Annotated in this window: 15 protein-coding genes and 1 tRNA gene; 7 read left to right on the forward strand and 9 right to left on the reverse strand. The window is 66.4% G+C overall.

Translation table 11 applies throughout. The annotated features are described in order from the left end of the window. Positions 1–245 precede the first annotated feature (245 nt). Positions 246–833, forward strand: a complete 588-nt coding sequence (locus tag NF681_14930; protein UST53592.1) for a C40 family peptidase — start codon at positions 246–248, stop codon at positions 831–833. Between the two features lie 129 nt (positions 834–962). Here the strand turns inward: NF681_14930 and lpdA are convergent, their stop codons facing one another. Genes lpdA through aceE form a run of 3 tightly spaced genes read right to left on the reverse strand, consistent with a single transcriptional unit; the run spans position 963 to position 7,316 of the window. Then, positions 963–2,822: a dihydrolipoyl dehydrogenase gene (gene lpdA, locus NF681_14935; GenBank protein UST53593.1), complete on the reverse strand. Its 1,860-nt coding sequence runs from the start codon at positions 2,820–2,822 to the stop codon at positions 963–965. A gap of 21 nt (positions 2,823–2,843) precedes the next feature. Next, the gene (gene aceF, locus NF681_14940; protein ID UST53594.1) at positions 2,844–4,538 is read right to left on the reverse strand and encodes a dihydrolipoyllysine-residue acetyltransferase; all 1,695 of its coding nucleotides are present in this window, start codon (positions 4,536–4,538) and stop codon (positions 2,844–2,846) included. A 48-nt stretch (positions 4,539–4,586) separates the two neighbouring features. Continuing rightward, positions 4,587–7,316: a pyruvate dehydrogenase (acetyl-transferring), homodimeric type gene (gene aceE, locus NF681_14945; protein ID UST53595.1), complete on the reverse strand. Its 2,730-nt coding sequence runs from the start codon at positions 7,314–7,316 to the stop codon at positions 4,587–4,589. Positions 7,317–7,535: 219 nt separating this feature from the next. On the opposite strand from aceE, the gene NF681_14950 reads away from it, so the two are divergent. From NF681_14950 to NF681_14970, 5 genes are all read left to right on the forward strand, one after another. Beyond that, positions 7,536–10,076, forward strand: a complete 2,541-nt coding sequence (locus tag NF681_14950; protein ID UST53596.1) for a PAS domain-containing sensor histidine kinase — start codon at positions 7,536–7,538, stop codon at positions 10,074–10,076. Further along, positions 10,073–10,708: a response regulator transcription factor gene (locus tag NF681_14955; GenBank protein ID UST55795.1), complete on the forward strand. Its 636-nt coding sequence runs from the start codon at positions 10,073–10,075 to the stop codon at positions 10,706–10,708. Before NF681_14950 ends, NF681_14955 begins: the two co-directional genes overlap by 4 nt. A gap of 88 nt (positions 10,709–10,796) precedes the next feature. Continuing rightward, complete coding sequence (gene folD / locus NF681_14960; protein ID UST53597.1) at positions 10,797–11,654, forward strand: bifunctional methylenetetrahydrofolate dehydrogenase/methenyltetrahydrofolate cyclohydrolase FolD; 858 nt, start codon at positions 10,797–10,799, stop codon at positions 11,652–11,654. A 31-nt stretch (positions 11,655–11,685) separates the two neighbouring features. Next, complete coding sequence (locus tag NF681_14965) at positions 11,686–13,752, forward strand: M3 family metallopeptidase (protein ID UST53598.1); 2,067 nt, start codon at positions 11,686–11,688, stop codon at positions 13,750–13,752. A gap of 98 nt (positions 13,753–13,850) precedes the next feature. Then, entirely contained in the window at positions 13,851–14,510 is a 660-nt protein-coding gene (locus NF681_14970; protein UST53599.1) for a glutaredoxin family protein, read from the forward strand. On the opposite strand, the gene rpiA is transcribed toward NF681_14970, so the two are convergent. Next, a complete protein-coding gene (gene rpiA / locus NF681_14975; GenBank protein ID UST53600.1) occupies positions 14,511–15,212 on the reverse strand; it encodes a ribose-5-phosphate isomerase RpiA in 702 nt (233 codons plus the stop codon). It abuts the gene before it with no gap. A gap of 55 nt (positions 15,213–15,267) precedes the next feature. Between rpiA and NF681_14980 the strand changes: the two genes are divergently transcribed. After that, positions 15,268–16,329 (forward strand): quinone-dependent dihydroorotate dehydrogenase, encoded by a 1,062-nt coding sequence (locus NF681_14980; GenBank protein ID UST55796.1) that lies wholly within the window; start codon positions 15,268–15,270, stop codon positions 16,327–16,329. A 50-nt stretch (positions 16,330–16,379) separates the two neighbouring features. Here the strand turns inward: NF681_14980 and NF681_14985 are convergent, their stop codons facing one another. The 5 genes from NF681_14985 to NF681_15005 form a co-directional block, all read right to left on the reverse strand. Then, positions 16,380–16,691: a DUF883 domain-containing protein gene (locus NF681_14985; protein UST53601.1), complete on the reverse strand. Its 312-nt coding sequence runs from the start codon at positions 16,689–16,691 to the stop codon at positions 16,380–16,382. An 89-nt stretch (positions 16,692–16,780) separates the two neighbouring features. After that, the gene (locus NF681_14990; GenBank protein ID UST53602.1) at positions 16,781–17,884 is read right to left on the reverse strand and encodes an NAD(P)/FAD-dependent oxidoreductase; all 1,104 of its coding nucleotides are present in this window, start codon (positions 17,882–17,884) and stop codon (positions 16,781–16,783) included. 41 nt (positions 17,885–17,925) lie between these two features. Further along, a complete protein-coding gene (locus NF681_14995; protein ID UST53603.1) occupies positions 17,926–18,216 on the reverse strand; it encodes a hypothetical protein in 291 nt (96 codons plus the stop codon). A gap of 139 nt (positions 18,217–18,355) precedes the next feature. Further along, positions 18,356–18,502: a DUF2256 domain-containing protein gene (locus tag NF681_15000; GenBank protein ID UST53604.1), complete on the reverse strand. Its 147-nt coding sequence runs from the start codon at positions 18,500–18,502 to the stop codon at positions 18,356–18,358. 227 nt (positions 18,503–18,729) lie between these two features. Continuing rightward, positions 18,730–18,806, reverse strand: a tRNA-Pro gene (locus NF681_15005). Positions 18,807–19,075 lie beyond the last annotated feature (269 nt).

Genomic DNA, 19,075 nt, shown 5'->3' on the forward strand with positions numbered 1-19,075 from the left:
GTGCGATTCATGATCATCCCCTGAAAAAAGACAAATCTTATTTTTAATAAAAACGTCTACGATTTCACTTAAACCATTAAACTTTTTCATTACATGAGCATTGACAACGCCGAACCTGTTGATCAAAGATTCAAGTCGCAATTGCTCGAAAAATAAAAAACCTGATTTGAAACAACAACTTACGCAAGGTAAGTGATGTCGCTTCGAGGTTGACACTCACTGTCGTCGTCAATATCCTACGCGGCATGCGTTTTACCGTCCTACTTGCCGCCCTCGTCCTGGCTTCGACTGCCCATGCATCGCCACCCCAGGACCGGTCGGAAGCCATGGAGCGGATCCTGCTTGAACGCGGTCTGATCGGCCACTTGCAGCATGTCCGCCAGACCGTCGTCGACCGCACGTCGGATCTGGTCGATACGGCCTTCGGCTTCCTCGGAGTGCCTTACCGCCGTGGTGGCAACAGCGCGGAAACCGGGTTCGACTGCAGCGGCTTCGTTCGTGCCATCTACACGCAGACCATCGGCCATCTCCTGCCGCGCCGTGCCGAGGAACAGGCCGCTGCCACCGAGAAGATCGACCGCGTCGACCTCAAACCCGGCGATCTGGTGTTCTTCAACACGATGCGCCGCGCCTTCAGCCATGTCGGGATCTACGTGGGCGATGGCAAGTTCATCCATGCGCCGAAGCCGGGCGCGACGGTGCGCGTCGAGAATTTCGAGGGCAACTACTGGCAGCGCCGTTTCGACGGCGCACGGCGCGTGCAGGGCTCGGTGGCGGTGGAGGGTCGACCCTCGGCCGACAGCGACACGGCCGTGACGGCTGGCGGCGAGTAAGGGGCAACCGCGCCCCACGGCGCCGGGCAAGGCCGCGCCACACGACCGACCAAACAAAAAACCCGCCGCGGCGGGTTTTTTGCTGTCCGGAAGAGACGAAACGCCGGGTGGTCGTCCCGGCGGCTCCGCTCACTTCTTCTTGACGGGCGGCAGGTCGGTGCAGCTGCCGTGCGCCACTTCCGCCGCCATGCCGATGCTTTCACCAAGCGTCGGGTGCGGATGGATGGTCTTTCCGATGTCGATGGCGTCCGCGCCCATCTCGATCGCCAAGGCCACCTCGCCGATCATGTCGCCGGCATGCGTGCCCACGATGCCACCGCCGACGATGCGATGGCTTTCATCGAACAGCAGCTTGGTGAAGCCTTCGTCGCGCCCGTTGGCGATGGCGCGTCCCGACGCGGTCCAGGGAAACAGGCCCTTGGTGACCTTGATGCCCTCGGCCTTGGCCTGGTCCTCGGTCAGACCGACCCAGGCCACCTCCGGATCGGTATAGGCGACGCTCGGGATCACGCGGGCATTGAAGGCCGCACTCGCGAGCTCCTTGTTGCCCTGCTGCTCGCCGGCGATCACCTCGGCCGCCACGTGCGCCTCGTGCACCGCCTTGTGCGCCAGCATCGGCTGACCGACGATGTCGCCGATGGCGAAGATGTGCCCGACGTTGGTGCGCATCTGGATGTCGACCGGGATGAAGCCGCGATCGCTCACGGCCACGCCAGCCTTCTCTGCACCGATCTTCTTGCCGTTGGGACTGCGTCCCACGGCCTGCAGCACCAGATCGTAGACCTGCGGCTCCTTGGGCGCGTTCTCGCCCTCGAACGTGACCTTGATGCCTTCGGGCGTCGCCTCGGCGCCGACGGTCTTGGTCTTCAGCATGATGTTGTCGAAGCGCGGCGCGTTCATCTTCTGCCAGACCTTCACCAGGTCGCGGTCGGCGCCCTGCATCAGACCGTCGAGCATCTCGACCACGTCGAGCCGCGCGCCGAGCGACGAGTACACCGAGCCCATCTCCAGGCCGATGATGCCGCCGCCCAGGATCAGCATGCGCTTGGGTTCCACGGCCAGCGCCAGGGCGCCGGTCGAGTCGACCACGCGCGGGTCCTTGGGCATGAACGGCAGGTGCACGGCCTGCGAGCCCGCCGCGATGATGCAATGGCGGAACTTCACGGTCTGCGCCTTGCCGGTGGTGTCGCGCCCGTTGCCCGAGGTCTCCTGGACCGTGACGTGGTAGGGGTCGACGAACTCGCCGACGCCGCGCACCACCGTCACCTTGCGCATCTTGGCCATGGCGGCCAGGCCACCGGTCAGCTTGCCGACGACCTGTTCCTTGCGGCCGCGCAGCTTGGCGCGGTCGATGACCGGCTCGCCGAAATCCACACCGATGTCGGCGAAGTGCTTGACCTCGTCCATCACGGCGGCCACGTGGAGCAGCGCCTTCGACGGGATGCAGCCGACGTTCAGGCAGACGCCGCCGAGCGTGGCGTAGCGCTCGACCATCACGACCTTCAAGCCGAGGTCGGCGGCGCGGAAGGCGGCCGAGTAGCCACCGGGGCCGGCGCCGAGCACCAGCACGTCGCACTCGACGTCGACCGGCCCGCCGTAGGAACCCGCGGGGCGCGGCGCGGCCGGCGCCTGGGTCTGGGCGGCAGCGGCCGGCGCGGGCGCCGGTGCCTGGCTCTCGCCCACGGTGGCCGGCTTGGCGGCGGCATCGTCGGACGCGGCCGGCGCGGGCGCGGGCGCTGCGTCCGCCACACCGGCGCCTTCGAGCACCAGCACGACCGATCCTTCCTTGACCTTGTCGCCGACCTTCACCGACAGCGACTTCACCACGCCCGCGCCCGACGACGGGATCTCCATCGAGGCCTTGTCCGACTCCACCGTGATCAGCGACTGCTCGGCCTTCACCGTGTCGCCCACCTTCACCAGCACCTCGATCACCGCGACTTCATCGAAATCGCCGATGTCCGGCACCTTGATCTGTTGTTCGCTCATCTCGTCGTTTCCTTGGTTCTCTTAGAGCAGCACACGACGGAAGTCGGCGAGCACCTGGCCCAGGTACGCGTTGAAGCGCGCGGCCAGGGCACCGTCGATGACCCGGTGGTCGAACGACAGCGACAGCGGCAGCATGAGGCGCGGGACGAACTGCTTGCCGTCCCACACCGGCTTCATGGCACCCTTGGACAGGCCCAGGATCGCCACTTCGGGCGCATTGATGATGGGCGTGAAGTGCGTGCCGCCGATGCCGCCGAGCGAACTGATCGAGATCGAGCCGCCCTGCATGTCGGCCGCGCCGAGCTTGCCGTCGCGCGCCTTCTTGGCGAGTTCGCCCATCTCCTGGCTGATCTGCATGACGCCCTTCTTGTCGGCGTCCTTGAGCACCGGCACGACCAGCCCGTTGGGCGTGTCGGCGGCGAAGCCGATGTTGAAGTACTGCTTGTAGACCAGCTGGTCGCCGTCCAGGCTGGTGTTGAACTCGGGAAACTTGCGCAGTGCCGAGACCATCGCCTTGATCACGAAGGCCAGCATCGTGACCTTCACGCCCGACTTCTCGTTCTCCTTGTTGGTGGAGACACGGAAGGCCTCGAGCTCGGTGATGTCGGCCTCGTCGTTGTTGGTGACGTGCGGGATCATCACCCAGTTGCGGTGCAGGTTGGCGCCGCTGATCTTCTTGATGCGCGAGAGGTCCTTGCGCTCGACGGCGCCGAACTTCGCGAAGTCGACCTTCGGCCACGGGATCAAGCCCAGCCCGGCGCCGTCTCCGCCACCCGATGCCGCCGGCTTGGCGGACGCTGCGGCGGCCTTGGTGGTCGTCTGGCCGCTCATCACCGAGCGGGTGAAGCCCTGGATGTCTTCCTGCGTGATGCGGCCCTTGGGACCGGTGCCCTTGACTTCCTCGAGCGGCACGCCGAGTTCGCGTGCGAACTTGCGCACCGATGGCGACGCGTGCGGCAGGTTGCCCGAGGGCGCGACCGTCGGGTTGTGCGCGGCGGGCGCTGGAGCCGACGCGGAAGCCGGCGATGCGGCCGGCGCCGCGGCAGCCGGTGCCGGCGCGGACGCGACGGGCGCCGCAGCCGGTGCGGCGGGCGCAGGCGCCGCAGCCGGAGCCGAGCCACCACCCACGCCTTCGAGCATGGCGATCAGGTCGCCGATGTTGACGGTGTCGCCGACCTTGACCTTGAGTTCCTTGAGCACGCCGGCATGCGAAGAGGGAATCTCCATCGACGCCTTGTCGGACTCGACCGTGATGAGCGACTGTTCGGCCTTGACCGTGTCGCCCACCTTCACCAGCACCTCGATGACCGCGACGTCCTTGAAGTCGCCGATGTCGGGCACCTTGACCTCGACCGGGCCAGCGGCCGCGGCGGGGGCCGAGGCCGGGGCCGGGGCCGCCGCAGCGGGCGCCGCCGCCGCCGGGGCGGCAGACGGGGCCGGCGAGGCCGCGGCGGGCGCGGGCGCCGCAGAGCTCCCACCCTCGGCCTCCACGATCAGCACGACCGAGCCTTCCTTGACCTTGCCGCCCACGGCGACCTTGATCTCCTTGACGACGCCGGCCGTCGACGACGGGATCTCCATCGAGGCCTTGTCCGACTCCACCGTGATCAGCGACTGCTCGGTCTTCACCGTGTCGCCCACCTTCACCAGCACCTCGATCACCGCGACTTCATCGAAATCGCCGATGTCCGGCACCTTCACTTCCACTGCTGCCATGTCTGTTGTCTCCCGCCCGTGGGCGCGTCGGTTGTGGGTTGCGCTTGGTTATGCGTAGAGCGGGTTGGTCTTCTCGGCGTCGATGCCGTACTTGGCGATGGCCTCGGCGACCTTCGATGCCGGCAGCACGCCGTCCTCGGCCAGTGCCTTGAGCGCGGAGACGACGATGAAGTGGCGGTTGATCTCGAAGTGCTCGCGCAGCTTGGTGCGGAAGTCGCTGCGGCCGAAGCCGTCGGTGCCCAGCACCTTGTAGTTGCGGCCCTTGGGAATGTAGGGACGGATCTGTTCGGCGAACGCCTTCATGTAGTCGGTCGAGGCGACCACCGGACCCTCGCTGGCCGCGAGCTGCTGGCCCACGAACGACACGCGCGCCTCGCTGGTCGGGTGCAGCAGGTTCCAGCGATCGGCGTCCTGGCCGTCGCGGGTCAACTCGTTGAAGCTGGTGCAGCTCCACACCGCGGCACTGATGCCCCAGTCCTTCTCCAGCAGTTCCTGGGCGAAGAAGCTCTCGCGCAGGATGGTGCCGCTGCCCAGCAGCTGCACGGTCGGCACCGACTTCGCGCCCTTGGGCGGCGTGATCGACGGCGCCTGGCGGCACAGGTACATGCCCTTGATGATCTGTTCCTCGGTGCCGGGCTGCAGACCGGGCATGGCGTAGTTCTCGTTGAGCAGCGTCAGGTAGTAGTAGACGTTGTCCTGCTTCTCCACCATGCGCTTCAGGCCGTGGTGCAGGATCACGCCGACCTCGTGCGCGAAGGTCGGGTCATAGCTCACGCAGTTGGGAATGGTGTTGGCCAGGATGTGGCTGTGGCCGTCCTCGTGCTGCAGGCCTTCGCCGTTGAGCGTGGTGCGCCCCGACGTTCCGCCCAGCAGGAAACCGCGCGCCTGCATGTCGCCGGCCGCCCAGGCCAGGTCACCGATGCGTTGGAAGCCGAACATCGAGTAGTACACGTAGAACGGCACCATGATGCGGTTGTTCGTCGAGTACGACGTGGCCGCGGCGATCCAGCTGGACATGCCGCCGGCCTCGTTGATGCCTTCCTGCAGGATCTGACCGGCCTTGTCCTCCTTGTAGTACATCACCTGGTCCTTGTCGACCGGGGTGTACTGCTGGCCCGCGGGGTTGTAGATGCCGATCTGGCGGAACAACCCTTCCATGCCGAAGGTGCGCGCCTCGTCGACCAGGATCGGCACGACGCGCGGACCCAGGGCCTGATCGCGCAGCAACTGCGTGAGGAAGCGCACGTAGGCCTGCGTGGTGGAGATCTCGCGGCCTTCGGCCGTCGGCTCCAGCACCGACTTGAAAGTCTCCAGCGCCGGCACGGTGAAGCTCTCGTCGGCCTTCACGCGACGGTGCGGCAGGTAACCGCCAAGCGCCTTGCGGCGTTCGTGCAGGTACTTCATCTCCGGCGTGTCGTCGGCCGGCTTGTAGAACGGAATGTCGGCGAGCTGGCTGTCGGGGATCGGGATGTTGAAGCGGTCGCGGAAGGTCTTGATGTCCTCGTCGGCCAGCTTCTTGGTCTGGTGGACGTTGTTCTTGCCTTCGCCGATCTTGCCCATGCCGAAACCCTTGACGGTCTTGACCAGCAGCACGGTCGGCTGACCCTGGTGCTTGACGGCCGCGTCGAAGGCCGCGTAGACCTTCTGCGCGTCGTGGCCCCCACGGCGCAGCGCCCAGATGTCGTCGTCGCTCATCTTGGCGACCATCTCCAGCGTGCGCGGATCGCGGCCGAAGAAGTTCTTGCGCACGTAGGCGCCGTCGTTGGCCTTGAACGACTGGTAGTCGCCGTCGTTCGTCTCCATCATCAGCTTGCGCAGCGCGCCTTCCTTGTCGCGGGCCAGCAGCGGGTCCCAGCCGGAGCCCCAGATCAGCTTGAGGACGTTCCAGCCGGCACCACGGAATTCGCCTTCGAGTTCCTGGATGATCTTGCCGTTGCCGCGCACCGGACCGTCCAGACGCTGCAGGTTGCAGTTGATGACGAACACCAGGTTGTCGAGCTTCTCGCGCGCGGCCAGACCGATGGCGCCGAGCGACTCGACCTCGTCCATCTCGCCGTCGCCGCAGAACACCCAGACCTTGCGGTTCTCGGTGTTGGCGATGCCACGGGCATGCAGGTACTTCAGGAAACGCGCCTGGTAGATCGCCATGAGCGGGCCCAGGCCCATCGACACGGTCGGGAACTGCCAGAACTCGGGCATCAGCTTCGGATGCGGATAGCTGGACAGGCCCTTGCCGTCGACCTCCTGGCGGAAGTTGAGCAGCTGCTCCTCGGTGAGGCGGCCTTCGAGGTAGGCACGGGCGTAGATGCCGGGGGAGACGTGACCCTGGATGTAGAGGCAGTCACCGCCATGGTTCTCGCTCTCGGCATGCCAGAAATGATTGAAGCCGGCGCCGAACATGCTGGCGAGCGAGGCGAAGGAACCGATGTGGCCGCCCAGGTCGCCGCCTTCGGGCGGGTGCAGGCGGTTGGCCTTGACCACCATCGCCATCGCGTTCCAGCGCATGTAGGAGCGCAGGCGCTCCTCGATCTCCAGGTTGCCCGGCGAGCGCTCTTCCTGGTCCGGCTCCAGGGTGTTGATGTAGGCGGTGTTGGCCGAGAACGGCTTGTCGATGCTGTTCTGGCGCGCGTGCTCGAGCAATTGCTCGAGCAGGAAGTGCGCCCGCTCGGGGCCCTCGCTCTGGATGACTGCGGACAGCGCGTCGGTCCATTCACGGGTCTCTTGTGCATCCGCGTCGTTCGCGGCCGAGCCGTGGGTGTTCTCGGGATTTGCCGACATGCTTGTCTCCTGTTGGGGTGCGTGGCTTGAAAAATTAGGCGGAAATGTCTCACATAACCTGTCGAATTTCAAATGGTGTTTTATGTTTTCTTCATGTGAAATCTACTCGGTTGATGTGAACCGTCGTCGACTCGGGCCGAACAGGGGCCTGCCAGTCTGAACGGTTTTTCCAGGGGCGTCGTGACAGGTGCATTAGGGGCTTCCCCTACACTCGCCCGAATGCCTCCTTTCAGCCCGCTCGCCGCTGCCCGAAGCGCCGTGAAGACGTCGCCTTTGTCGTGGTGGCGCCGCTGGTGGCGCCGGCAGACGCCGATGCTGCAGGACGCGGTCGCCATGCTGGCGCCGCTGGCTGCCGTGGTGCTTTTCCTGGCGGCCATCGTCTCCGCTTTCTGGTACCTGCGTGCCGAGGAAGTCGAACGCGAGCAGGAGTCGGTCAAGCGCGACGTCGAATATGCCCAGCAACGCCTGCGGCTGAGGCTGCTGGAACGCCAGGAGCAGCTCATGCGCCTGGCGCGGGATGCTTCCAATCGGGAAATCGACGGCCCCGAATTCACCAGCCGCGCCGAATCGCTCATCAGCCAGTATCCCGAACTGCAGGCGCTCAGCTGGATCGACGACCGGCGCCGCTTCAAGGCCAGCCATGCCGCACCCAGCGTCCATCCCGCGCAGCAGCATCCGATCGACGACGTGCTGCGCCCCGGCGAGATCGAGAGCAACTACGCGCTGGCCCGGGAACTGAGCCAGCCGGTCTATTCCCAGCCGATGAAGGGCGACGATCCCAACGGCATGCTCCAGTTGCACATCCCGCTCTACGACCAGGGACTGTTCGCCGGGGTGGTGCTCGGCGAGTTCTCCATCGACAGCCTGCTGCGCTATGGCGTGCCGCCCGAGGTGGCCGCGCGGTACGCTGTGGCGCTGCTCGACGGCAAGGGTGGCCTGCTCGCGGGCAGCACGGTCAATCCGCGCGAGAGCGACGCACGCATGCTGCCCTGGGCCGAGCGCATCAACGAATACGAGGTGCCGGTTTCGCCCGTGGGCAACGGCCTGGTCCTGCGTGCGCAGGCCTACCGCACCTCGCCCGGGCTGGTGGGCAACGGACTGTTCTGGCTCGTCGGCGCGTTGAGCGTGCTCACCGCCTGGATGCTCATCGGCACGTGGCGCCACACGAGGCGGCGGCTGCAGACGCAGCAGGCGCTGGTGGCGGAGACCAATTTCCGTCGCGCGATGGAAAATTCCATGCTGACGGGCATGCGGGTGCTGGATTTGGAAGGCCGAATCACCTACGTGAACGCCGCCTTCTGCGCCATGACCGGCTGGAGCGAGGCCGACCTCGTCGGCAAGAAGCCGCCTTTTCCGTACTGGCTGGAATCCGAGCGCGAGGTCATGAACGAGCGCCTCGAGGAGGAGATCCACGGCCGCGCCCTGCCCGGCGGCTTCCAGGTGCGGGTGCGGCGCAAGAACGGCACCGTCTTCAACGCCCGCCTCTACGTCTCGCCCCTCATCGACGCCCGTGGTCACCAGGCCGGCTGGATGACGTCGATGACCGACATCACCGAGCCCACCCGCATCCGCGAGCAGCTCTCCGCGTCCTACGAGCGTTTCACCACCGTGCTCGAGGCGCTCGACGCGGCCGTGTCGGTGGCGCCCATCGGCAGCGAGGAGCTGCTGTTCGCCAACAAGCTCTACCGGCTCTGGTTCGGCTCCGACACCATCGGTCACCTGGGCATGGTGGCCCAGGCGGGCGTGCCGGCCTCGGCCGCGCACGACGACGCGCTCGACGATGTCGACCCGTTCGCCGGTCTGCCCATCGATACCCTGACCGCGGCCCAGCCAGCCAACAACGAGATCTTCGTTCCCCAGCTGGGCAAGTGGCTGGAAGTGCGATCGCGCTACCTCACCTGGGTCGACGGTCGGCTGGCGCAGCTCGTCATCGCCACCGACATCACGCCCCGGCGCGATGCCGAGGAACTGGCCGCCGCCCAGGCCGATCGCGCACACGCGTCGAGCCGGCTCATCACGATGGGCGAGATGGCCTCCAGTGTTGCGCACGAGCTCAACCAGCCCCTCACGGCCATCACCAACTACTGCAACGGGATGATGTCGCGCATCCGCAACCAACAGATCGACACCGATGCGCTGCTCGCCGCGCTCGACAAGACCTCCAAGCAGGCGCAGCGGGCCGGCCAGATCATCCAGCGCATCCGTTCGTTCGTGAAGCGCAGCGAGCCCAACCGCACGCCCTCGGACGTGGCGACGATGGTGAGCGAGGCGGTCGAGCTCGCCGGCATCGAGCTGCGCCGCCACAACGTGCGGCTCAACCACTACGTCGCGGCGCGCCTGCCCATCGTGCGGGTCGACCCGATCCTGATCGAGCAGGTGCTGGTGAACCTGCTGAAGAACGCGGCGGAGTCGATCGACAACGCCGGACGGCCGCTGGCGCGGCGCAGCGTCGAGTTGCGCGTGCTGCCCAAGAGCATCGAGAACCAGCCGGCGGTCGAGTTCTCGGTCCAGGACACCGGTCGCGGCCTGGCGCCCGAGGTCATGGACCGGCTCTACGAGGCGTTCTTCTCCACCAAACCCGAAGGCATGGGCATCGGACTGAACCTCTGCCGCACCATCGTCGAATCGCACCGCGGACGCATGCAGGCGGAGAACATCTACAATGGATCGGATGTGGTCGGATGCCGTTTCTCCTTCTGGATTCCGGTGATGGACGCTACGAATTCCATAGCAAACGACGAGGCGAAGGTACCCGCATGAGCTTGATTCCGAAGAAGGGCACGGTCTACGTCGTCGACGATGACGAAGCGGTCCGCGATTCGCTCCAATGGCTGCTCGAAGGCAAGGACTACCGGGTCCGCTGCTTCGATTCCGCGGAGTCCTTCCTCTCTCGCTACGACCCGCGCGAAGTCGCCTGCCTGATCGTCGACATCCGCATGGGCGGCATGTCGGGCATCGAACTGCAGGACCGCCTGATCGAACGCCGCTCGCCGCTGCCGATCGTCGTCATCACCGGTCATGGCGACGTGCCGATGGCGGTCGATTCGATGAAGAAGGGCGCGATGGATTTCATCCAGAAACCCTTCAACGAGGACCAGCTCGTGACGCTGGTCGAGCGCATGCTCGAACATGCACGCGAAGCTTTCACACAGCATCAGCAATCGGCCAGCCGCGACGCCTTGCTGTCCAAGCTGACCGGCCGCGAGGCTCAGGTGCTAGAACGCATCGTCGCGGGCCGCCTCAACAAGCAGATCGCCGATGACCTGGGCATCAGCATCAAGACGGTGGAGGCGCACCGCGCCAACATCATGGAAAAGCTCAACGCCAACACCGTCGCCGACCTGCTGAAGATCGCGCTCGGACAGGTCCAGCCGGCGGCCAAGACACCCTGACCCCCGCCCCTGCTATCGCACGGATAGCGACAACCGCTCGGAACGCCTGCGCAAGCGGGCGTTTCCACTTGGAAAATCGAACCCTCCCATGACAGCCCAACTCATCGACGGCAACGCCCTTTCGCTCACCCTGCGCGCCGATGTGGCCGCACGCGCCGCGGCGCTCCGGGCCCGTGGCACCACACCCGGGCTGGCCGTGGTGCTGGTCGGCGACAGCCCCGCCAGCCAGGTGTACGTGCGCAACAAGGTGAAGGCCTGCGAGGACAACGGCCTGCATTCCGTGCTGGAGAAATACCCGGCCGACCTCGGCGAGGCCGAACTGCTCGCGCGCGTGGAGGCCCTCAACGCCGACCCCGCCATCCACGGCATCCTCGTGCAACTGCCCCTGCCCGCGCACATCGACGCGCAGAAGGTGATCGAGACGATCGCACCGCACAAGGACGTCGACGGCTTCCACGTCGCGAGCGCTGGCGCGCTGATGACCGGCGCGAGCGGCTTCTGGCCCTGCACGCCCTACGGCTGCATGAAGATGCTCGAGTCGATCGGCTGCGATCCGCGCGGCAAGCACGCGGTGGTCATCGGCCGCAGCAACATCGTCGGCAAGCCGATGGCGCTGATGCTGCTGGCCCGGCACGCCACCGTCACCGTCTGCCACAGCGCCACGCCCGACCTCGGCGCCTTCACCCGCCAGGCCGACATCGTCGTGGCCGCCGTCGGCAAGCGCAACGTGCTGACGGCCGACATGGTCAAGCCCGGCGCCGTCGTGATCGACGTCGGCATGAACCGCAACGACGAGGGCAAGCTCTGCGGCGACGTCGACTTCACCGGCGTGCGCGAGGTGGCCGGCTGGATCACGCCGGTGCCCGGCGGCGTCGGCCCGATGACGATCACGATGCTGCTCGTCAACACGCTCGAAGCGGCCGAACGTGCCGCCGTACCGACTTGAACTTGCCGCCTCGCGGCGCCAGATGACGACCATGAACCAACCCTTCGCCACGCCGAACCCGCTCCTCGACTTCACCGACCTGCCGCTGTTCGACCGCATCCGGCCCGAACACGTCTCACCCGCGGTCGACGCGCTCCTCGCCGAGTCCGAGACCGCGCTGCAGACCGTGACCGCGACGGATTTTCCGGCCGACTGGCTGGCCATCTCCAAGGTGCTGGACGTCGCCTCCGAGCGTTTCGGCCGTGCCTGGGGGGCCGTCGGCCACCTGAATGCCGTGGCCGACACGCCCGAGCTGCGTGCCGCCTACAACGAAGCGATGCCGCGCGTCACTGCGTTCTGGACGCGCCTGGGTTCCGACGAACGGCTGTTCGCCAAGTACAAGGCCATCGACCCCACCACCCTCAATGCCGAACAGCGGCAGGCCCATCGCAACGCGGTCCGCAATTTCGTGCTCGGCGGCGCGGACCTGCAGGGCGAAGCCAAGGAACGCTACGCCCGAATCCAGGAGCGCCAGGCCGAACTGAGCCAGAAGTTCAGCGAGCACGCGCTCGACGCGACCGATGCCTTCGCCTATTACGCCGATGCGAGCGAACTCGAGGGCCTGCCCGAGGACGTGGTCAGCGCCGCACGCGCGGCCGCCGAGGCGGAAGGCAAGGCTGGCTACAAGCTCACCCTGAAGATGCCTTGCTACCTGCCGGTGATGCAGTTCGCCAAGCGCAGCGACCTGCGCGAGCGTCTCTACCGTGCCTATGGCACCCGTGCCAGCGACCTCGGCGACCCCGCCTTCGACAACACCGCGCTCATCGCCGAGATCCTCGCGCTGCGCGAGGAAGAAGCCCGCCTTCTGGGTTACCGGAATTTCGGCGAACTCTCCGTCGTGCCCAAGATGGCCGATTCGCCCGAGCAGGTCGTCAAGTTCCTGCGCGACCTCGCGATCAAGGCACGGCCGTTCGGCGAGCGCGACCTCGCCGACCTGCGCGCCTTCGCGTCCTCCGAACTTGGTCTGGACGATCCGCAACCCTGGGACTGGAGCTACATCGGCGAGAAGCTCAAGGAGGCACGCTATGCCTACAGCGAGCAGGAAGTGAAGCCGTATTTTCCGGCGCCCAAGGTCATGGCCGGGTTGTTCAAGATCGTCGAGACGCTGTTCGAGGTCGCGATCCGCCGCGACAGCGCGCCGGTCTGGCATCCGACGGTCGAGTTCTACCGCATCGAGCGCGCGGGCGAACTCGTGGGGCAGTTCTACCTCGACCCGTCGGCGCGCCAGGGCAAGCGCGGCGGTGCATGGATGGACGATGTGCGCGGACGCTGGGTCCGCCCCGACACCGGCGCGCTGCAGACACCCGTCGCGCAACTGGTGTGCAACTTCGCCGAGGGCGTCGGCGGCAAGCCGCCGCTGCTCACGCACGACGACGTGACCACGCTGTTCCATGAGTTCGGCCACGGCCTGCACCACATGCTCACGCGCGTGAACGAACGCGACGTCTCGGGCATCAGCGGCGTCGAATGGGACGCGGTCGAACTGCCCAGCCAGTTCATGGAGAACTTCTGCTGGGAATGGGACGTCCTGCGCCACATGACCGCACACGTCGATACCGGCGAGCCGCTGCCGCGTGCGCTGTTCGACAAGATGACGGCGGCCAAGAACTTCCAGAGTGGCCTGCAGACCTTGCGCCAGATCGAGTTGTCGCTCTTCGACATGCTGCTGCACACCGAGTACCAGGCCGCGAACGCGCCGGCCGGCGGCGTGCTGGGCCTGCTCGCCGACGTGCGCCGCGAGGTGGCCGTGATGCCATCGCCGTCCTTCAGCCGCACGCCCAACACCTTCAGCCACATCTTCTCGGGCGGCTACGCGGCCGGCTACTACAGCTACAAGTGGGCCGAGGTGCTGAGCGCCGACGCCTATGCGGCCTTCGAGGAGACGGTTGGAGACAATGGCGAGCCGAGCGTCGAGACCGGTCGCAGGTACCGCCAGGCGATCCTCGAGGCCGGCGGCAGCCGCAGCGCCATGGAGTCGTTCAAGGCTTTTCGTGGCCGCGAGCCCCAGCTCGACGCGTTGCTGCGCCACCAGGGGATGGCGGAGGCGCAACCCGCCTGAGGGCAAGGCCCGCGGCGCGGGGGTCGCACGGGTGGTCCGGGCAACGGCGACGTCCTGACATACTCGGGGCCGTCTCCCGCGCATGGAAGCCCGCCCTCATGAAGCTCCCTTTCCCGACCGCCCTGAAGCTCGCCATCACCCTGCTGGCGACGACGGTCACTGGCACCCCCGCCGTCCTCGCCCAGACGATCTATCGCCATGTCGACCGCAACGGTCAGGTCGTGTTCTCCGACCAGCCTCCCGCAGCCAACGCGCCGACGATCGCGTCGCCGGGCCCATCGGTCATCGAGGCCAGCACCGCCAGCATGCCCTACGAGGTTCGCCAGGTCATGCAGCGCTACCCGGTCACGATCTACACGCGCGATGCGTGCGAACCCTGCGACGCAGGACGCGCATTCCTCGAAGCGCGCGGCATCCCTTTCGACGAGCGCCAGGTCCGGACGGCCGCAGACGGCGACGCGCTGCGGCGCCTGAGCGGTCAGGACGCCCTGCCGCTGTTGGCGATCGGCACGCAGCAACTCAAGGGCTTCGCGGACACGGAATGGTCCCAATACCTCGACGCGGCCGGCTATCCGAAAAGCATCGCCTTGCCGCCGGGTTATCGCCGTCCCCCGGCACAGCCCCTGGTGGCGCTCACCGCCGCGCCGCCGGCCACCACGGCCAGCCGCGATCCGTTGCCGAGCCTGAACGCACCCGCGCCCACCACGCCCCCGCCACGCGGCCCGACACCGCAGAACCCGGCGGGAATCCAGTTCTAGTCAGTCGTCCGTTGCGTCGAAGCGCAACGTCCGTACACCGTCCGGCGTGGCCAGCAGACACACGTGGGCACGCTGGTGGGCGAACACGCCGACGGTCACCACGCCGGGCCACTGGCTGACCTGGGTCTCGAAGCCGAGCGGGTCGGCGATCCTCAATCCGGTGACGTCGACGATGTGCTGGCCGTTGTCGGTGACCAGCGCCGTGCCATCCTTCTCGCGCACCTGGGCGACCCCGCCCAGGCGTTCGAACTGCCGCATCACACGCCGCGCCGCCATCGGAATCACCTCGACCGGCAGCGGGAACGCGCCGAGCACGTCGACCTGCTTGGACGCATCGGCGATGCAGACGAAGCGACGCGACTGGGCCGCCACGATCTTCTCGCGCGTGAGCGCGGCGCCACCGCCCTTGACCATGAAACCGCGGCCGTCGATCTCGTCGGCCCCGTCGATGTAGACGGCGAGTTCGTCGACCTCGTTGCTGTCGTACACGCGGATGCCCAGCGCGCGCAGCCGCTCGGTGGAGGCCAGCGAACTCGACACGGCGCCCTCGATGTCGTCCTTGATGTCGGCCAGCGCCTCGATGAACTTGTTGACGGTGGAGCCGGTGCCCACCCCGACGATCGCGCCTCTCACGACATGGTCGAGGGCGGCACGACCGACTTGCGCCTTGAGTTCGTCCTGGGTCAAGCGGGGTGTGGTCATCGGGGAGAATCCTGGGTTGTTCCGAACATTCGAAGCCGGGAATTATCCGATGCCACTGACCTCGTCCCTCTATGGACTCGCCCGCCCGCTGCTCTTCGGGCTCGATCCCGAGCATGCCCACGAAATCACCCTGGGCGCTCTGGAACGCAGCCAGAACACACCGCTCGAGCGGATCTACCGAACCCGGCGCATCGAGGACCCCGTCACGCTGGCCGGGCTGACCTTTCCCAACCGCGTCGGACTCGCCGCCGGGCTCGACAAGAACGCACGCTGCATCGATGCCTTTTCGGCGATGGGGTTCGGCTTCGTCGAGGTCGGCACCGTCACGCCCCGCTCGCAGCCGGGCAATGCGCGACCCCGCATCTTTCGCCTGCCGGCGCGTCAGGCGTTGATCAATCGCCTTGGTTTCAACAACGACGGACTCGACGCCTTCGTCGCCAACGTGCAGCGTGCCCGCTTCCGCCGCCGCAGCGGAACGCTTCCGATGCTGCTGGGCCTGAACATCGGCAAGAACGCTTCCACGCCGATCGAGGACGCCACGCAGGACTACCTGACGTGCCTGGAAGGCGTCTACCCGCATGCGGATTACGTGGCGATCAACGTCTCCAGCCCGAACACGGCCAACCTGCGATCGCTGCAGGGCGACGAAGCACTCGATGGTCTGCTCGGCACGCTGATGGCGCGGCGCGAGCGGCTCGCGCAGGCCCAGGACCGGCGCGTGCCCCTGTTCCTGAAGATCGCGCCCGACCTTTCGACGGACCAGGTCGACGTGATCGCCACGACCCTCCGGCGCCATGGCGTGGACGGCGTCATCGCGACGAACACCACGCTGTCGCGCGAAGCGGTCCAGGGCATGCCGCATGCGGACGAGACAGGCGGGTTGTCGGGCGCGCCGGTGCGCGAGGCCAGCAACCGGGTCATCGCGCAGCTGCGCGGCGCGCTCGGACCGGACTATCCGATCATCGGCGTGGGCGGCATCCTGGACGCGGCCGACGCGATCGCCAAGGTGCGCGCGGGCGCCGACGCGGTTCAGATGTACACCGGGCTCATCTACCGGGGACCGGGTCTGGTCACGCAGTCGATCCAGGCCCTGCGCGATTCGTCACGGGCGCGTTGAAAGAACCTCGGTAGACCCGGCAAGCGCCTGGGCCGGTTGCACGATCGCGCTCAGCGTCTCGTCGAGATCAGCAGGCCCACCAGCACGCCGACGGCCATCGCGCCGGCCGCGATCTGCCAGGGTTCGTCGTGGGCATAGGCATTGGCGGTGTTGGCGGCCTCCTTGGCCTTCTGCGCCGCGAGCTTGGCCTTCTCGGCGGCGAGTTCGCGCGCGACGCCGATCTTGGCTTCCAGGCGCTGGCGCAATGCCTTGATCTGGGGATTCGCTTCGAGGTCCTTGCCGCCCAGCACGACCTTGAGTTCGCTGGCGATGTCTTCGATCACCGCGTTCGACGCTGCTTCGAGGTTGTTGGCTGCACTCATGGGAGAACGTTCCTTGGCATGAAATGCCGGCGAAGTGCCGGCGACTGCGCACGTCCGCAAACGACGTGCCACTTCATGTTACAGACGATTCAGGCTGCTTCCAGCATTCGCGCCACATGCGCTCCGATGGCCAGACTGCTGGTCAGGCCAGGTGACTCGATGCCGAACAGGTTGACCAGACCGGGAATGCCATGCCCGTCCGGGCCCTGGATGCGGAAATCCTCGGCTGGCTCGCCGGGTCCCGAAATCTTGGGACGCATGCCGGCATAGGCTGGCACGAGGCTGTCGTCCTTCAGTGCCGGCCAGTAGCGACGCACCTCGGCATAGAAACCGGCGCATCGCGCCGGATCGACGACCAGATCGTCGGGCGACGACACCCATTCCACGTCGGGTCCGAAACGGGCTTGACCGCCCAGATCGAGCGTCAGGTGTACACCGAGCCCGGCCGCCTCGGGCACGGGATAGATGAGCCGCTCGAAGGGTGCCCTGCCGGCCAGCGTGAAGTAGCTGCCTTTCGCGTAATAGGGCGTCGGAACGAGGTGCGGAGGCATGCCCGCCAGTCTCGTTGCCAGCAAGGGCGCATCGAGACCGGCGGCGTTGACCAGCGTCTTGCAACGCACGACCGTGCCATCCTCGAGCGTCAGTTCGATGCCGCCCGGCTCGCAGCGACCTTCCAACACCGCCGCATGGAACACCACCATGCCACCCATGCCCTCGATGTCGCCCTGGTAGGCCAGCATCAGCGCATGGCTGTCGATGATGCCGGTGCTCGGCGAATGGAGCGCGGCGCGACAGGCGAGTTGGGGCTCCATCGCCATGGCCTCGTCGGCCGTGAGGAGCGACAGGTCGCTGATGCCGTTGGCAACACCGCTGGCCATGATTTTCTGCAGGTAGGCGACCTGGGATTCGGAGGTCGCGACGATGAACTTGCCGCATCGCCGATGCGGCACACCGCGCTCCGCGACGTAATCGTAGAGCAGGCCGCGGCCTTCCACGCAGAGCCGCGCCTTGAGCGAACCCTGCGGGTAATACATCCCGGCATGGATCACTTCACTGCTGCGGGAACTGACACCGGTGCCAATCGAAGCGGCGGCCTCGAGCACCATGACTTCGCGTCCCTGCAGGGCCAAAGCGCGTGCCACGGCCAGCCCGACGACACCCGCACCGACGACGACACAATCTAGATCATTCATGCGGCCGGATTATCGCAAGCCCGCATGAAAGCGAGCGACTCCTAGCCTCGCGACAACGACGCGTTGACCGCCGGCCAGCGAAAAGTCGCTGCCCGCATAAAGAGCCGATTGGCTGTAAAACGGGTTGTCATCGCATGAGGAGACAGCCGCATGCGTGTCGAAGTTTTGAGCGAAGTCAGCAGGCTCGCGAGGCTCAGGGGCTTGGCGGGGTTGGCCGGATCGAGTTCGGGCTCGACGGGCAATTGGGTGGGGTCGGACTCGACGGGGTCCGGCAGGGTGATTTGTGTCGGCAGATCGGGTGCCGGCAGGGTGGTGCTATAGACGATGGTCATTGTGGAACTCCTTGAATGACTTCGTTCTAGGAGCTGTCGTTCGGCAGCGCGCAAGCAGCCAAGCCCATTCGACGTCGGTGCCGACCGACACCGGAAACCCACACCGTGCAGGCGCGCGGGACGGGCCCGCGAGCAGGTCTCACGCGCCCTCACGCGCATTGCGACAGCGCTCCGAGCAGTACTTCACATCGTCCCATGTCTTGCTCCACTTCTTGCGCCAGGCAAAGGGCAAGCCACAGCGACAGCAGATCTTCTGGGGGAGATCGGCTTTCTTCCGCATCTTCATGGGGGTGTCCGAAACGTGTCGAATGAGTTGACCGGGAAGATCACTCGGCTTGGGCAGCCCAGTGTCGTCCAGTCCGCTTCTCTCATGGAGGGAAATGTCGGTCCGCTGCGCGCGATGCCGGCGTCAATGCCCCGCACACCGAACGGCACGACGGACACGCGACATGCCGCCCGAGCCCCAAAAAGGAAAAAGGGTCAGCAACTCAACGTTGCTGACCCTTTTCATGTTGGTCGGTGTGAAAGGATTCGAACCTTCGACCCCTTGCACCCCATGCAAGTGCGCTACCAGGCTGCGCCACACACCGAAGCCCGCGATTATAGCTGGCGATGACCTGGGTCGAGAACCAGAAGCATGCGAATTTCGAACAATTCGCGTCGCAGCTCTTCCCATCGGAGGTGACGCTTTTCGTCGAGCGCAGGCAGCTTCGTTTCGATCGAGGTCCCATGCTTCCCGATTTCCGGGGAAAAGGGCTCCTGCACCGCCGCATCCCATACCTCGCGATCGATGTCCGTCGCTTCGACCCCGGCCACGCCCTGATCTTCCTCGTCTTCGTCCAGACCTGGCTCGACGCGG

It is taken from the genome of Comamonadaceae bacterium OTU4NAUVB1 (assembly GCA_024372625.1).
GTDB lineage: Bacteria > Pseudomonadota > Gammaproteobacteria > Burkholderiales > Burkholderiaceae_C > Variovorax.